The organism is Limnoraphis robusta CS-951 (assembly GCF_000972705.2).
Map to the genome: position 1 here is coordinate 1 of NZ_LATL02000034.1, position 16,093 is coordinate 16,093.

The window sequence follows — 16,093 nt, forward strand, 5'->3', positions numbered from 1 at the left end:
TACCCTGCCAGTAGAGTTATTATAGCATTAGAAAGAGCCTTATATCCCCATACCTGAAGGTAGGGGCGTGTGCGGCAATTTTTGGTAATGGTATCAACAAATTTTGATGAAAGCAACGTCTACTGAATCATCAACTTTACTTGCTGCTGGATTCCACGCCCTATCTGACCCCCTGCGGATGGAGATTATAGCCCAGTTGCGAGAGGCGGAGTTGTGCGTTTGTGAACTCTGTGAACAGCTTGACCTGGCTCAGTCTAAACTCTCGTTTCACCTGAAAATCCTCAAAAATGCAGGTTTAATCCAATCTCGCGCAGAAGGACGATGGATTTATTATCGCCTCAACCTCGCCCAGTTCATCGCCCTAGAGGAGTACCTGTCGGAATTTCGCCGCTTCAGCCCCATTTGGCCGAGTCGTAAATGCGATTAACCAGGACTCATCAAAATTTTTACTTCTAAACTATCCTTGTGGAGAAAATCTTTATGTAACTTTACTTGACTCATCAAAATTTTTTGATATAGTAACAGTATACCTTCAACTCCGCAAAGGAGGAGAAAGCGATGAGTACAACCTCTAAAAACAGGCTAAACACCTTTAAAACAGCCAGTTTAGCCTTGAGTGCAACTATCCTCTTGTCTGCTTGTGGTTCGAGTCAGTCCCAGCAAAACCAACCCATAAAAATTGATGGTTCCAGTACGGTTTATCCGATTACGGAAAAAATTGTCCAACAATTTAACGCCGAGAATGCAAAAGATGTTGATGTAACCGCAAACTTTTCGGGAACCGGAGGCGGTTTTAAAAAATTCTGTGCCGGGGAAACCGATATCAGCAATGCTTCTCGCCCCATTCTCAAAAACGAGATGGAAACCTGCAAACAAAACAAAATTTCTTATATTGAACTTCCAGTGGCGTTTGATGCGCTAACCGTTGTGGTTCATCCCCAAAATACTTGGGCTTCTGACATAACTGTTGAGGAGTTAAAGAGAATTTGGGAACCAGGGGCGCAAGGAAAAATTACGAAATGGAATCAAGTTCGTTCGTCTTGGCCAGATAGACCTTTAGTGTTGTTTGGGCCGGGAACAGATTCAGGAACTTTTGATTATTTTACAGAAGCAATTGTCGGTCAATCTGGCGCTTCTCGGACTGATTATACGGCTAGTGAAGATGATGATATTTTAGTGCAGGGAGTCGCTGCAAATCCCAACGCTTTAGGTTATTTTGGCTATGCCTACTATGATGCAAATAAAGACAAATTAAAGCCGTTAGGAATTGATAATGGTAGGGGTTCTGCGGTGACTCCCTCTCTCGAAGCGGTGCAAGGAAATAACTATAGACCTTTGGCGCGGCCGTTGTTTATTTATGTTAACGCAGTCTCCGCTCAAAATAACCCCTTGATGAATGAATTTATCGATTTTTATTTGCGAAAAGCACCGAATGTTGTCAGTTCAGTGGGTTATATTCCCTTCGAGGAAGATGACTACGCCAAANGGGTTCTGCGGTGACTCCCTCTCTCGAAGCGGTGCAAGGAAATAACTATAGACCTTTGGCGCGGCCGTTGTTTATTTATGTTAACGCAGTCTCCGCTCAAAATAACCCCTTGATGAATGAATTTATCGATTTTTATTTGCGAAAAGCACCGAATGTTGTCAGTTCAGTGGGTTATATTCCCTTCGAGGAAGATGACTACGCCAAACTTTATCGCAACTACCACAAAACCAAAGTTGGCACGGTGTTTAGCGGTGAATCTGAACTGACAATGACCATTGATGAAGTGCTAACAAAGTTCACTGAATATTAGTCGGTTGTAGCGTATTTTTTAGGAATTTAAATGAGTGTTAATTCACCTCAAGTTAATGAGTCTGCCGTACAGGCAGGCGGTCAACTCAGCGTTTTTGAAAAATATCTCACCGTTTGGGTATTTTTGTGTATTATTGCTGGGATTGTCTTAGGAAGATTGTTTCCCGGTGTGGCAGTTACACTTGATTCCATGAGCGTTTATCAGGTGTCAATTCCCATCGCAATCTGCCTGTTTTTTATGATGTATCCCATCATGGTGAAAATTGATTTCACCCAGGCTCGTCAAGCCGTACAAGCACCCAAACCTGTTATCCTAACGTTGGTTGTTAACTGGCTGATTAAACCCTTTACAATGGTCGCCTTTTCTCAGTTTTTTTTGGGGTGGTTATTTCGTCCCTTGCTGACTGCGACGGAGGTCTTAAGAGGAACAGAAGTTCAACTGGCTGATTCTTATATTGCGGGTACAATTTTACTCGGAATTGCTCCTTGTACGGCGATGGTTTTGATGTGGGGATATCTCTCCTACAGTAACCAAGGACATACGTTAGTGATGGTGGCGATTAACTCCTTAGCAATGTTGTTTTTATATGCTCCTTTAGGGCGTTGGTTGCTCTCAGCAAATGATTTAACGGTGCCTTGGGAAACGATTGTTTTATCGGTATTAATCTATGTGGGATTACCGTTAGCAGCCGGGATGTATAGTCGCTATTGGATTTTCAAACATAAAGGCAAAGCTTGGTTTGAACGCAGGTTCTTGAAGTATTTAAGTCCCGTTGCGACGTCCGCTTTATTGATTACCTTGGTGTTACTGTTTGCTTTCAAGGGAGAATTGATTGTTGAAAATCCCCTGCATATTGTGTTGATTGCAATTCCTTTGTTTCTTCAAACCAACTTCATCTTTTTGATTTCTTATGTTGCTGGATTAAAGATGAATTTGTACTATGAAGATGCTGCACCTGCTGCTTTAATTGGGGCAAGTAATCATTTTGAAGTAGCAATTGCGACAGCAGTGACATTATTTGGTTTAAATTCAGGAGCCGCATTAGCAACCGTTGTCGGGGTTTTAATAGAAGTTCCGGTGATGTTAATGTTGGTAGAAGTTTGTAAACGAACGGCTTCTTGGTTTCCCCGTGAACCCGAAAAAGCAACCTTACTTGATCCCCGTTGTTTGAAGTGTTAACAATAAANCGCATTAGCAACCGTTGTCGGGGTTTTAATAGAAGTTCCGGTGATGTTAATGTTGGTAGAAGTTTGTAAACGAACGGCTTCTTGGTTTCCCCGTGAACCCGAAAAAGCAACCTTACTTGATCCCCGTTGTTTGAAGTGTTAACAATAAAGTAGTCAGGAGTCAGGAGACAGAATTCAGAATTTAATTCTGTGCGACTGGCGGACTCGTCTTGGGGTTTAAATCGACCTTCAATTGATCAGATTACTGACTCCTGAATTCTGACTTCTGAATTCTTCTTTAAATTAGAGGTGAATTATGTCTGTCTTTCAAACTCATGTCGCATTAATTGTCACTAACTTAGAACAGTCAGTTAGCTTTTATCAGACTTTATTTGGAGTTGAACCTGTCAAATATAAGGCTGATTATGCTAAGTTTGATGTGACCAATCCTCCGCTCAATCTAACGCTGAATTTAGCCGAAGAAATTCAACCGGGTGGAACGTTATCTCACTTAGGAATTCAAGTTGACAGTTCAGAAACCGTACAAGCGGCGATTCAACGATTTCAACAGGCAAAACTGGCAACGTTTGAAGAACACAATACCGACTGTTGTTATGCCATTCAAGATAAAGTTTGGGTGACTGACCCTGATGGAAATCGTTGGGAAATCTTTGTGGTTAAACTTGCAGATACCACCCCAGAAGAGAATTTATTCACGACCCGCTCAGAAGCTGCTGAAACGGTTAAATCTTCTTGCTGTAAATAGTCATCAATCCTCACGTTAACACCGATGGAAAAATTCGATCATCCCCCCAGAATTCTCTTTTTGTATGGTTCCTTGCGAGAACGCTCTTATAGTCGTTTTTTAGCAGAAGAAGCCGCGAAAATTATTACAGAAATGGGAGCAGAAGTTAAGTTTTTTCACCCCCATGACTTACCACTGCGGGGGAGGGTTGAAGAATCTCATCCTCTCGTTCAAGAACTTCGAGAACTGAGTCAATGGTCTGAAGGTCAAGTCTGGTCATCTCCCGAAATGCACGGTAATATTACTGGGATTCTCAAGAATCAAATTGACTGGATTCCATTAGAAATTGGTGCCGTTCGACCCACTCAAGGAAAAACATTAGCTGTGATGCAAGTGAGTGGAGGTTCCCAATCTTTTAACGCTGTAAATACCATGCGAATTTTGGGTCGATGGATGCGAATGTTTACCATTCCTAATCAATCTTCTGTGGCGAAAGCCTATCAAGAATTTAACGAAGATGGAACGATGAAAGATTCACCCTATCGCGATCGCGTTGTTGATGTCATGGAGGAACTTTATAAGTTCACGTTACTGTTGCGAGATCAGGTTGATTATCTGACTGATCGTTACAGCGAACGCAAAGAAAAATCGAACTAATTCTCACAAGATGGAACAGCAACTTAATCAGCCAATTACCGAAAATTTGTGGTGGGTAATTCCCGGAAAACTCGCTGGAGTTCGGAAACCAACCGCAGAGGAGTTATCAGAACTTCAAGCCGCAGGAATTAACGCTATTATTTCGGTGATGGATGACCCATCAAACCTAGACCTGTATCAACAGGCAAATATCCCTTATTTGTGGGTTCCTGTGACTGGAGGAACCGCTCCAACTGAGGAACAAATTAAAGAATTACAGGCGTTTATTAACAGTCAAAATTCTTTGGGGAATGCTGTTGCAGTTCATTGTACCAGTGGTAGACGCCGAACGGGTACTGTTTTAGCTGCTTATTTAATTGGTTCTGGTTCATCTTCTAATGATGCAATTAAAACAATTTTGCAGGCAAACCCAGAAGTTGAATTACGAGAAGCTCAAATTGATTTTCTGCAAAAACTAGCACAATAATTCGGTCAATTTTAGACAAAATAGGGAGTAATTCTGATGAAGCGAGTCATGTTTGTTTGCAAGAAAAATTCTTCTCGTTCTCAAATGGCGGAAGGATTTGCTAAAAAATTAGGTGAGGGAAAAATTGCTGTAACCAGTTCAGGTTTAGAAGCCAGCGAAGTAAATCCTCATGCAATTAAGGCAATGTCAGAAGTAGGAATTGATATTAGCGATCAAACTTCTAACGCCTTAAGTGAATTTAACTCGGAAGATTATGATGCGGTGATTTCTTTGTGTGGTTGTGGGGTGAATTTACCGCCTGAATGGGTAACAAGAGAAGTGTTTGAAGATTGGCAACTTGATGACCCTGCCGAACAACCGGAAATCTTTCCCCGTGTACGAGAAGAAGTCAAGGAAAGAGTTGAAAAATTAATTGAAAAATTGAGTTGATTTTGCCTGTATTTGTGACAGTGTAGGTTGGGTTGCGAAACCCAACTTATTTAAGTCTTCAATGAATTGAACTTCTCGGAAAATACATCGTCTAAAAATAGAGATCATCATCTAAACTTTATCCAGAACAATAATCTGTTATTGCAGAGTTGATAGAGTGCAAATCAAAAATGGGGATCAGAAACGCAAGCCAACCCGATCCCCTGGAACTATGCGTATGAAGCTAAACTTACTTTATCTTTTTTTATCTCGCTAAAGTTCTGTCTTAGGGAGGTTTTATTAGAATTAGATTTATTCTATCTGTTCTTTTCCCTCAATAACAATCTCTTTGAAATCCTTAGAGGGGAGGGGTTTGAGCAAATTATAGCAGGTCGCGCTGGCTTGTTTACAAGGGTCAAGCCTTGAATGTTACCACCAAGACACAAAGACACAAAGAAGTTGTAAACATTANGCTTGTTTACAAGGGTCAAGCCTTGAATGTTACCACCAAGACACAAAGACACAAAGAAGTTGTAAACATTAACCTGCTCATTGCTATAAATCACTTGATGTTTTCAGCATCATACTTTTTCAAACAAAATCATACAAACTCAAGAAAGTTCACGGTAATTTTCCCAACCCATGACTGAGAAGATGGATATGAGCTAATCAGGGTTTCATCCAGACAGATAACTGACTTCAGAATTCAGTTTGATAAATCTAGAACAGAACAATACTTATACAGGTAATTGCTTCTGTCTAATGCCGATTTAAAATCAAGTAATCAACCCAACTCCTAAAGTTGATTTGGATGAAACGTCATTGAATCAGGATGAGCTAGAGTTATATGATAAGTACCCAGGAGTTGGGGTACTTTTTTGTTGATGTTATCGGGGTTTTGTATTAAACACTTGCCACATGATAAAAACGGTAATCCCCAGATATCCAAACACGAAGACCCAATCCAAAATTCCGCTCTCCGATAAATAGCCTAGATTTTGCATAGGGAGACAAATTTTAGTAAACGTTAGAGCCAAGCTTTTAGTATTCTACAATCATTAGGAACATTCAGAATAAAACTTTTGCAATTTATAGATCTTTATGTTAATTTGAACAGATATAAAAGCAAATTTAGAGATCGGGGAGAAAGAAAGATGACTGCGATCGCCAATCAAAACACCTGGACAATTCCAGGCCCCAGTTCCTTACCCTTACTCGGGCGTACAATTAATACGATCAGCTTCGCCAAAGACTCAATTGCCTACAGTAATGAACTGTTCAAAACCTATGGTAAAGTTGCTTCTTTAGTGGCGGGAGGGGGAACAAATCTTTATTCTCCTGCTTCTGACTGTCCGGGTAGTGTTATTGCTTACGGGCCGGAAATTGTTCGTCAAGTTGCCACTGAAAGTCATATTTATCATAAAGCACCTTTATCGGGAACACTTTATCGTTACAAAGATGTTTCAGAACGAACTAAACCCTTAAAAAATTATGGTGTTGGACTATTTGGAGTCAATGACGAGACTCACTTGCAGCAACGAAAATTAATGATGCCAGCTTTTCATCATCAACAACTTCGTTCTTATCGAAATGATATGGTTGACATCACGCAGTCGGAACTCGAACAAATCAAGGTGAATGAGCCTTGTGAAATTAACCAATTGATGAAAATCTTAACGTTAAGAATTGCCACTAAAAGTTTATTTGGCGAAGATGTTACCGAAAAAGATCGCAGTGCAGGAAGTTTACTGCAAGAGATTATTAATTTTCAAATCAACCCTCTAACAAAACTTTTACCCCTGGATTTACCCGGCTTGAGTTTTCATCGCTATCTCAATTACTTGAGCCTATTTGAAACGCAAATGAAAGGGATTATAGCTGAAAAAAAAGCCAAAGCAACTCCCGACCCAGATGTACTTTCAATGTTAATCAAAGCCCGTTATGAAGATACGGGTCATCCTTTAACAGAAGATGAATTAATCGCTCATACCGGAGTTATTTTTCTCGCCGGACACGAAACCACAGCCAACGCTCTAACTTGGACTTTATTATTGCTTTCCCAACATCCTCAAGTCTGTGCAGATCTTCTGGATGAACTCGAAAATACCCTGCATGGCAACTCCCCAACAGTCGAACAATTACAGCAATTACCTTTATTAGAAAGAGTAATTAAGGAAAGTTTGCGAGTAATCACTTCTGTTCCCTGGAATGGACGGGTGACTTCCCAGACCACGGAATTAGGAGGTTATATCCTCCCCAAAGGAACCGAGGTTTTTGTCAGTATTTATCACACCCATCATATGCCCGAAATTTATCCCGCTCCGGAAGCTTTTAATCCCCAACGGTGGGAGAATCTTAATCCTTCCATCTATGAATATAATCCGTTTAGTGCAGGCCCCCGTTTATGTTTGGGTGCGGCTTTTGCGATGATGGAAATTAAAATCGTTTTGGCGATGTTATTGCAACGTTTCCGATGGGAATATCTTCCAGTGCAAAAAATAGATCGCGGCGGTTTTATTTCCATTAAACCCAAATTTGGAATGCAAATGAAAGTCTGTCCACAAGATCGGGAATTTATGCGGGGAGTTGGCAGTGTAGAAGGGAACGTTAGAGAAATGGTGAAGTTACCTTCATAGAATCTTTTCAAGAATAAATTTTACATTTATAGATCGAGTGTTGCTCTGAAAATCCCTAATTTCAACTGTTTAACTTTTGGTCTTTTCTGGGCTTCACTCCATCTATTTTTATACAAAAATTCCTTGATAACAAACGGTTTTTTCTCGTAAATTAAACTCGGATCGCGTGTTCATCGGGAACAATTCGAGAGCCATATTTTCTCGCATAAACTTGAGTAAATTCTGCGCCAAAAAATAGAATTTGAGCGGAGTAGTAAACCCAGGCCAAAATAATCACCAGAGAACCCGCAGCGCCATAGGTTGAACCAAAGCTGCCCCGTCCGAGATAGAGTCCGAGGGCAAATTTCCCAATCGTAAATAAGAAAGCCGTAATCAGCGAACCAATCCAAACGTCACTCCACTGAATTTTAGCATCGGGTAAGAACTTAAACATTAAGGCAAATAACAAAGTAATCACCCCAAAAGAAACCACAAAGTTGAGAATTTGCCACAAGAAATCTGCACCGGGAATTAGACCACTAAAATAATTACTCATCGCTGAAATAGCAGCACTGAGAATTAGAGAAACTAATAGTAAAAATCCAATTCCGAGAACCGCAGAAAATGATAAAATGCGCTTTCTAATCAATCCGGCAATACCGTTTTTAGGCTGGGCTTTCACATTCCAGATGGCATTGAGAGATTCCTGCAAATGAAGAAATACTCCAGACGCACCCATCAACAGAAAAATAATGCTAAAAATTGAAGCAATACTACTAATTTGAGGTTGATCTGCATTTTGAATTGCTTCTTCTATAACCGTTGCACCCTGTTTTCCGACTAACCCTTGAATTTGACCAACAATTTCACCCCGAGCCGCTTCTTCTCCAAAAATAGCTCCGGCGATCGCAATCACAATAATTAATAACGGTGCCAATGAAAAAACAGTGTAATAAGCCAAAGCAGCCGCCAAACTAGAAGACTTATCCTCTTGCCATTCTTTAAATGTTTCTTTTAGTAGCCGAAAAATTTTCTTAAATCCCATAAAATTACTCCAAATAACTAATAAAAAATCTGGCTAAATTAAGCCCCAAATTTTCGCAATCGTTGAGCATGAGCCAATGCCAATCCGATTAAATGAACACCGGGTCTTGTTCCCAACGCACCGTGCAAACAAGCATATTCATCAAACGTCGCCACATCATCAATTCTTGCTGTTTTTGCTCGCATCATTACGGGAACCGGATGCCAACTATGACGGCCCAGAATTGCAGGTGTAGAATGATCCGCACTGACGACTAATACATCGGGATTTAATTGAGTAACAATCGGCATCAATTGATCGACTTCTTCAATCACCTGAACTTTAGCATCAAAGTCTTCATCTTCGCCGCGACTATCAGAATGTTTAACATGAAGAAAATAGAAATTATAATCATCACCGTAGCAAGATTCTAACACTTGAAAGCGTTGTTTCATGCCACCCGGACGCGGTAAAACGTCCATTCCCACCAAACGACTCACCCCTCGATACATGGGATAATCAGCGATACAAACCCCATTTAACCCAAAACGATCGCTTAAAGACGGAAAAGGAACATAACGATCAAATCCTCGCATTAAAATGCTATTCGCAGGTTGTTCATCCGCGAGAACTTGATTAACTTGGGCGATAAAAGACCTCACTAACTCGGCTGTTACTTCCGATTCTTCTGACGACGGCTTCGGATCTTTTGGCGGAATTCCCGTCACTTGGGGGTCGGTATCTTCTAACTGACCATCTAATTCTTTTCCTCGCAATACAAACACCGCTCGATGCTGACTAACCGTTTCAAAAAAATATTCACCCTCAAAATCTAGGGTAACTTTTTCGTTAATTTTTTTACATAAACGACGGTTCAAATCAGTGTCAATGCGACCTGCACGACGGTCTGAAACCTTTCCTTGTTCATCAACAGTTGCGAAGTTAACCCGTGCGGCAACATCTCCCGGTTGTAGGTCAAATTCAATCCCCAAAGCCGATAAAATTCCCCGACCCACATCATAAATCAGAGGGTCGTAACCAAACAAACTTAAATGACCCGGGCCGCTTCCGGGTGTAATTCCCGGGCCGACAATTTCTAACAATCCACAACTCGACTGTTGAGCAATTTGATCGAGGTTGGGAGTGTGAGCAATTTGCAGTTCAGTGCCGCCTTTTTCGGGGTGAGGAAGCCCTCCAACCCCATCGATAATAATGTATATAATTTTGCCGCCTCGTTCCCAGGCGAGTTCTTCCCAAACGGTTGTAATATCCATGATGATCGTTCCCTCTACTGTCTGATTAATCCATCTAATTTCAGATGATTTAACTGAGGCAATGCTCGCCTTACCCTTGGATTTTGGGTTAAACTTTCCGATTTTACACCAATATCTTTAAGATATATAAATATAGATCAAATTTCCTCTAACCTAAGACGGATTAATCACTGCAATCGGACAGAAATTACCATCAGGAGGTGCAGTCAGTGACCCGTGACCAGTTAACAATTACCCCTGTTTGCCGTTAATTTGCCAAAAATTTAGTGGGGAAATTCTAAACTTGTACACTATTGCTCGGAGTAACGTTGACTGTTTTGCAAACTTCAGCCTGAGATTGTCAAATCTCAAGAGTTGTTTTGATCAAGATGAATAATGTTTTGAATTTTCATGATTTTTAGAATGATTTAATCTGATTTGGGTCAGTCTGGTATTTTCCTCTGCTAAAATAACAAACTTTGAGACTCTGGGCATTTTTGGGGACGGTTCTCAATGGAGTTGAAGGACTCTGTTTTTGATGACAATGCCCTTTAACGCTAAACTTATGACCTATGGGAGATAAAACTTAGAGGGGATTCTAACTATATTATAAGTGGGGCAAATTTTTAAAATATAGTTTTTTAAAACCTACATTTCCAACTAAAATGGCGTTCAATCCAAAAACAAAACAGGAGGTTATAACAAGTGATAGTACCGAGTTATCTAAAACAAGTTCAGATGGGATCACCCGGAGGAGGAAGAAGCAAAGAGAAGCCAAAAGATGTTAAACTCTCTGAAGAACAAATCGCTCAAATCACACAAGACAAGGAAATTAAGGCAGCTCTAGGCCGTCCAATTAAGCGCATCATTCGAGATGAACAAGGTCAAATTATTCTCGATATTGGTGATTTGATTACTCATAAAGCCGTCTTCAGAGCAAGACAGGCAGGTGTATTAGATCTGTTGTTGAGTTCAGTTTATCGCCGACAATCTCAACCCTCGTTAAAATCCTAGAAGCTGAAAGATGCAGTGAATAGCCTCATTTCTTGCTGAATATAAACAGGATTTTGAGAAAAGTTTCATCAGCTTTAGAGTTGGACTTGGTTTAAAATTGAGGCTAAATCATGTCAGCTTTATCAAACGTTTTAAAAACCCAATAGCAAAATTTAAAGATGAATAGTTCGTCCGTTTCTACCACATTAAAGAAGAAAGCATTGAACCTACGTTTGACTGGATGGAGTTGCTTCTGGCTACAACTCGTGGGAGTTTTGGTTTCGGGAATTTCTTTGTTATTTGTAATTACAGGTCGTCAGGTTTCCGCACAAACGAATCCAGCAATGGGAGGGGGAATATTTTTTGCAGTCTGTGGAATTTTAGCGGCCGGAGCGAGTATTGTTTTGTCATTTTGGTATACGCGAGTTGGTCAACGTTTGCGAAAAGCTGACTCCACTAAACCCCCTCCTAAATCCGATTTAATTCGACTGATAAATCTCGGATTAATCATCGGTTTAGGGGGAATTTTTGTGACTTTAATCGGTTCCGCTTTAACAGCCGCCGTGTTAGTTGCTAAAACTATTTCCCAACCTCCAGGAACGACGCTAACCGATGCCAGCGAAGCGGTGCGAGCGCTGGATGTTTTGATTCTCGTTGCTAATTTGAATGGTGTTGCGGCTCACTTTATTGGGACTGTGACCTCAATCTGGTTGAAGTATCGAGTCTAAGAACTGAGTACGGGGTTAGTCGCCGGATTTGTGATTCATTAATCCTTTGAACAGTAGAAATTAAAACTAACCCTATACTGTATACAATTTAGGTTAAATTTAAGTTAAATTTTGGTTATTGAAACATTAAATTTTTAGGAAAAATCTCTATTTTTATAAAATTCAGTCTTCAGTTATAAAAAGAAAATAAGTTTTTTTTAATAAATCTATCCCATGAGGGACAGAGAATCAGGTTAGTCTGATTTAACTTTAAGGCATTCACAGGGATTTAAAGCAGAATCAATCCATATTCTTCGGCACTTGTAATAGAGATTCCGAGCAATTTTGATAGATTTCTTCTCTGTGAAATTGTTCAAGTTAAATTATTGTTTGAGTATGACTTCTAATGCTCAGAGTTCTCAAGCCGATGAAGATAATCGTTCATCGCGGGAACAGATAACCGATCAAACCTTTTTTTGGCTCAACCGGATTCTAGCATTTAGCGTAGCAGCCGTTTTAATTTGGCTGGCAATTCAAGTTACGCTTGCGGGTGTACCTGCAATTAAAGAATTTGGAGCCAGCTTTATATATACAAGCGCCTGGAACCCTCCCGAAAGTAACTATGGGATACTCCCCATGATTTATGGAACGATTGTTAGTTCCTTAATTGCCCTGTTAATTGCGGTTCCCATTGCCATTGCCAGCGCCCTAGTTTTGAGCGAAAACTTTCTGCCCGTTTCCGTTCGGACTGTGCTGACTTTTCTGGTGGAATTATTAGCCGCAATACCCAGTGTTGTTTATGGATTATGGGGAATTTATGTCCTGATTCCGTTTTTGCTAATAATTGGTGGATGGCTACACAAATATCTGGGCTGGATTCCCCTATTTGGTACCGAACCCATTGGGCCTGGAATGTTGCCCGCCGGAGTGATTTTATCCATTATGATTTTGCCGATTATTACGGCTATTTCTCGGGNCCGCAATACCCAGTGTTGTTTATGGATTATGGGGAATTTATGTCCTGATTCCGTTTTTGCTAATAATTGGTGGATGGCTACACAAATATCTGGGCTGGATTCCCCTATTTGGTACCGAACCCATTGGGCCTGGAATGTTGCCCGCCGGAGTGATTTTATCCATTATGATTTTGCCGATTATTACGGCTATTTCTCGGGATTCTCTCGCTTCTTTACCCCCCGAGTTAAGAAGTGCCTCTTATGGAGTGGGTTCGACTCGATGGCAAACTATTTTTAGCGTTTTAATTCCGGCTGCATTTTCGGGAATTGTCGGCGGCATTATGTTGGGATTGGGTCGGGCTTTGGGAGAAACAATGGCCGTGACAATGGTGATTGGAAATAGTAATGAATTGAATGTTTCTCTCTTTGCGCCTGGGAATACAATTGCCTCTCTAATTGCCAATCAGTTTCCCGAAGCCAGCGGCTTACAAAAATCTTCTTTAATGTATGCCGGAGCCGTTCTCTTTGTGATTACGCTAATCGTTAATATTTTGGCGGAATGGATTGTCCGTCAGGTCAAGAAGTTTTAGGGAGAATTATTAATGACTTCAGGAGCAACAACACGGGAAGATGGTTTTCCGAATCAGAGTATCGAAGGATCTGATTCGAGCAATCTGATTGAAAAGCTTTTAACAGGATTGGCTTTTTTCCTGTTGGGTTTGGCTATTTTGCCTTTAGGCTTAGTCATTTCTTATGTGATTGTTAAAGGATTGGGTCGATTTAATCTGGCTCTGTTTACCGAAAATATTCCCACCGCAGGGCAAGAAGGGGGGGGAATTGCTGCGGCGATCGCCGGAACATTCCTCATTGTTGGCATTGCCGCAGCGATTAGTATTCCCATTGGCATTGGAGCGGGTATTTATCTTTCCGAATTCAGCAATAAAGGAATTGTCAAATGGATTCGCTTTGCCACCAACATTTTGAGCGGTGTTCCTTCAATTATTGTCGGAATTTTTGCTTATACTGTCGTGGTTTTAACGATGGATAAATTCTCGACTTTAGCAGGAGGATTTGCCATCGCCATTCTCATGCTTCCGATCATTGTCAGAACCACAGATGAAGCATTACAACTGGTACCAAAAGATGTTCGTTGGGCTTCTGTTGGTGTGGGAGCATCAAGTTTTCATACCGTTTTGCAGATTGTTGTTCCGGCTGCGATTCCGGCAATTGTAACGGGAATTACTCTGGCTGTAGCTCGGGCGGCTGGGGAAACGGCACCTTTGCTGTTCACAATTATATTTTCTCAAAGTTGGCCGGATGGAATCATCGATCAAACGGTTCCCGCATTGTCAGTTTTGATCTACAACTTTGCAACGACTCCCTATCAAAATCAACAAGAACTCGCCTGGGCTGCTTCATTGATTTTGGTTTTGTTAGTTCTGATTGCCAGCGCTCTGGCTCGCTATTTTGGTCAGAAAGGAACCTATTAAGTTTTCAACTCATTTTCGCTTAAAACTAGGAGGTAAATTATGGATGATCGTCATATTGAAATTCAAGATAACACCGGAAAAAACACAAAACCTCAGCAAAAACCTTCTGTTGAAGTTGTACAGAAAAGCTCGCCAAGTCTAAGCCCTCAATCTTCTTCAGAAAATCGCGACTCCCGCTCAAGTAGAGAGCGAAACAATTCTCAGAGGAATAGAGAAAGTAACAACAGCTCCAACAAAAGCAGTAATAGCTCTAATCAAAGCATAAAGTCATTCAACGATAGTGTTTTTAGAACCGAACAGTTAAGCGTTTACTACGGTGATACCTTAGCCTTAAGTAAGGTAAACATGGAAATTGCCCCCAAACAAGTAACCGCTTTGATTGGGCCGTCGGGTTGCGGGAAAAGTACATTAATTCGCTGTTTTAATCGTCTCAATGATCTGATTGATAGCTTTCATCTTGAGGGGAAAGTTTTCTTCCGAGATAAAAATCTTTATTCTCAAAAAGTAGATGCGGTCAAGGTTCGTCGAAAAATTGGCATGGTTTTTCAAAAGCCTAATCCTTTTCCGAAATCAATTTATGAGAATATTGCCTATGGAGCAAGGATTAATAAGTATTCGGGAGATATGGATGAATTGGTGGAAAATTCTCTCAAAAAAGCGGCTTTATGGGGTGAGGTGAAAGATCAGCTCAAAGAAAATGCTTTATCCCTCTCTGGAGGTCAAAAACAACGCCTCTGTATTGCTCGGGCTGTGGCGTTGAAACCGGAAGTTATTCTAATGGATGAACCCTGTTCCTCTCTTGACCCCGTTTCTACTCAAAAGGTTGAAGAATTAATTCACGATCTCAAAGAAAGTTATACGGTAATTATCGTAACTCACAATATGCAACAGGCGACAAGGGTTGCTGATTTTACGGCTTTCTTTAACGCAGAAGAAGGAGACTCAGGCAATCGATTTGGGTATCTCGTTGAGTATGATAACACAGAGAAAATCTTTCAAGATCCCCAAGAGGAAGCAACCCAACAATATGTAAGTGGTCGCTTTGGATAAATCCCATTTTCTTGAAGTACAACTTTTGTGTTTTTCGGGGCGTAAGGTTGGCGCCCCTAAGTTAGATTTTATCAAGTTAAATGATTTATTTCATTAGCAAGAGGTCAACTTGTTAAAATGAGCGTTAATGTAGAGATAAATCTGATTATATCTGTAAGACAAAAGGAGAACTTAAACATGATTATGAATAATCAACAACCATCAGATCGCGATCGCGCAATAGATTCTGATGTAGATCCCGGTGTTGACCCTGCTGTTGAACTTGAAGAGTATTTTAAATCAGAAGATCCCAATGAGTTACAACCCAACTCAGAAAAACGGACTACAGACCTGGGAAACCGTCAAATTTTAATCGCTCACGAACCTGGTGGAGCTGTTGATGCAGATTTTTCCTAGTTTTATTCAATAGAATAGCCTGCAAAAACCCGATCTCTTGGAGAAATCGGGTTTTTATATTCTAAAAAAAAAAGAGGTTCATCTGAACCTCATAGTAACTAGAAACTAAACCTCAACAAATTTAGATTTTATTAGTCAATTGCTTTCTTTGCTTTATCTTTGGCATTTTCAACAGTGTGTTGAGCTTGAGCTTGTCCTTGCTTCATTTTACCTTCAGCTTGATCCTCGGGATCACCTGTGACTTTACCCATAGCTTCTTGAGCTTTCCCTTCGATATTTTTACCTGTTGCTTTTGCTTTATCTTCAGTAGACATGATTAAATATCTCCTATTCTTGAACAATTTTTAGAGAGTTTTTAATCTCTATATTTA

The 16,093-nt window shown here is 40.5% G+C and carries 16 protein-coding genes and 2 pseudogenes; 15 read left to right on the plus strand and 3 right to left on the minus strand.

Going from position 1 to position 16,093, the window contains the following annotated elements:
• The first annotated feature begins 106 nt into the window (after positions 1 to 106).
• The 9 genes and pseudogenes from WN50_RS02645 (at position 107) to WN50_RS02685 (ending at position 7,874) form a co-directional block, all read left to right on the plus strand.
• Positions 107 to 427, plus strand: a complete 321-nt coding sequence (locus WN50_RS02645; protein WP_046280971.1) for an ArsR/SmtB family transcription factor — start codon at positions 107 to 109, stop codon at positions 425 to 427.
• Positions 428 to 558: 131 nt separating this feature from the next.
• Positions 559 to 1,485: PstS family phosphate ABC transporter substrate-binding protein (locus tag WN50_RS02650; protein WP_053221420.1), on the plus strand; the 927-nt coding region annotated here is incomplete at its 3' end.
• Positions 1,486 to 1,826: 341 nt separating this feature from the next.
• Positions 1,827 to 2,975 (plus strand): ACR3 family arsenite efflux transporter, encoded by a 1,149-nt coding sequence (gene arsB, locus WN50_RS02660; protein WP_046280969.1) that lies wholly within the window; start codon positions 1,827 to 1,829, stop codon positions 2,973 to 2,975.
• 8 nt (positions 2,976 to 2,983) lie between these two features.
• A pseudogene (locus tag WN50_RS33685) lies at positions 2,984 to 3,125 on the plus strand (arsenical-resistance protein); the annotation flags it as partial.
• A gap of 153 nt (positions 3,126 to 3,278) precedes the next feature.
• Positions 3,279 to 3,728 (plus strand): ArsI/CadI family heavy metal resistance metalloenzyme, encoded by a 450-nt coding sequence (locus WN50_RS02665; RefSeq protein ID WP_046280968.1) that lies wholly within the window; start codon positions 3,279 to 3,281, stop codon positions 3,726 to 3,728.
• A gap of 24 nt (positions 3,729 to 3,752) precedes the next feature.
• The gene (arsH, locus tag WN50_RS02670) at positions 3,753 to 4,364 is read left to right on the plus strand and encodes an arsenical resistance protein ArsH (RefSeq protein WP_046280967.1); all 612 of its coding nucleotides are present in this window, start codon (positions 3,753 to 3,755) and stop codon (positions 4,362 to 4,364) included.
• A 10-nt stretch (positions 4,365 to 4,374) separates the two neighbouring features.
• Positions 4,375 to 4,830 carry a phosphatase domain-containing putative toxin gene (locus WN50_RS02675; protein WP_046280966.1) on the plus strand — a complete coding sequence of 152 codons (456 nt, stop codon included), beginning with the start codon at positions 4,375 to 4,377 and terminating at the stop codon, positions 4,828 to 4,830.
• Between the two features lie 36 nt (positions 4,831 to 4,866).
• Positions 4,867 to 5,259 carry an arsenate reductase, glutathione/glutaredoxin type gene (gene arsC, locus WN50_RS02680; RefSeq protein ID WP_046280965.1) on the plus strand — a complete coding sequence of 131 codons (393 nt, stop codon included), beginning with the start codon at positions 4,867 to 4,869 and terminating at the stop codon, positions 5,257 to 5,259.
• Positions 5,260 to 6,392: 1,133 nt separating this feature from the next.
• A complete protein-coding gene (locus WN50_RS02685; RefSeq protein WP_046280964.1) occupies positions 6,393 to 7,874 on the plus strand; it encodes a cytochrome P450 in 1,482 nt (493 codons plus the stop codon).
• Between the two features lie 151 nt (positions 7,875 to 8,025).
• On the opposite strand, the gene WN50_RS02690 is transcribed toward WN50_RS02685, so the two are convergent.
• Positions 8,026 to 8,898 (minus strand): YihY/virulence factor BrkB family protein, encoded by an 873-nt coding sequence (locus WN50_RS02690; protein ID WP_046280963.1) that lies wholly within the window; start codon positions 8,896 to 8,898, stop codon positions 8,026 to 8,028.
• Between the two features lie 38 nt (positions 8,899 to 8,936).
• Positions 8,937 to 10,151 carry a 2,3-bisphosphoglycerate-independent phosphoglycerate mutase gene (locus WN50_RS02695; RefSeq protein ID WP_046280962.1) on the minus strand — a complete coding sequence of 405 codons (1,215 nt, stop codon included), beginning with the start codon at positions 10,149 to 10,151 and terminating at the stop codon, positions 8,937 to 8,939.
• A gap of 684 nt (positions 10,152 to 10,835) precedes the next feature.
• On the opposite strand from WN50_RS02695, the gene WN50_RS02700 reads away from it, so the two are divergent.
• The 6 genes and pseudogenes from WN50_RS02700 to WN50_RS02730 all read left to right on the plus strand — a co-directional run bounded on the left by WN50_RS02700 (position 10,836) and on the right by WN50_RS02730 (position 15,722).
• A complete protein-coding gene (locus WN50_RS02700; protein WP_152964683.1) occupies positions 10,836 to 11,144 on the plus strand; it encodes a hypothetical protein in 309 nt (102 codons plus the stop codon).
• 158 nt (positions 11,145 to 11,302) lie between these two features.
• Entirely contained in the window at positions 11,303 to 11,851 is a 549-nt protein-coding gene (locus WN50_RS02705) for a DUF3611 family protein (protein ID WP_046280960.1), read from the plus strand.
• A 956-nt stretch (positions 11,852 to 12,807) separates the two neighbouring features.
• Positions 12,808 to 13,376: pseudogene (gene pstC / locus WN50_RS02715) on the plus strand (phosphate ABC transporter permease subunit PstC); the annotation flags it as partial.
• A 12-nt stretch (positions 13,377 to 13,388) separates the two neighbouring features.
• On the plus strand, positions 13,389 to 14,276 hold the full coding sequence (gene pstA, locus WN50_RS02720; protein WP_046280958.1) for a phosphate ABC transporter permease PstA: 888 nt from the start codon (positions 13,389 to 13,391) through the stop codon (positions 14,274 to 14,276).
• A 261-nt stretch (positions 14,277 to 14,537) separates the two neighbouring features.
• A complete protein-coding gene (gene pstB, locus WN50_RS02725) occupies positions 14,538 to 15,326 on the plus strand; it encodes a phosphate ABC transporter ATP-binding protein PstB (RefSeq protein ID WP_046280972.1) in 789 nt (262 codons plus the stop codon).
• A gap of 183 nt (positions 15,327 to 15,509) precedes the next feature.
• Entirely contained in the window at positions 15,510 to 15,722 is a 213-nt protein-coding gene (locus WN50_RS02730) for a hypothetical protein (protein WP_152964684.1), read from the plus strand.
• A gap of 131 nt (positions 15,723 to 15,853) precedes the next feature.
• Here the strand turns inward: WN50_RS02730 and WN50_RS02735 are convergent, their stop codons facing one another.
• Positions 15,854 to 16,036: a CsbD family protein gene (locus WN50_RS02735; RefSeq protein ID WP_046280956.1), complete on the minus strand. Its 183-nt coding sequence runs from the start codon at positions 16,034 to 16,036 to the stop codon at positions 15,854 to 15,856.
• Between the last annotated feature and the right edge of the window lie 57 nt (positions 16,037 to 16,093).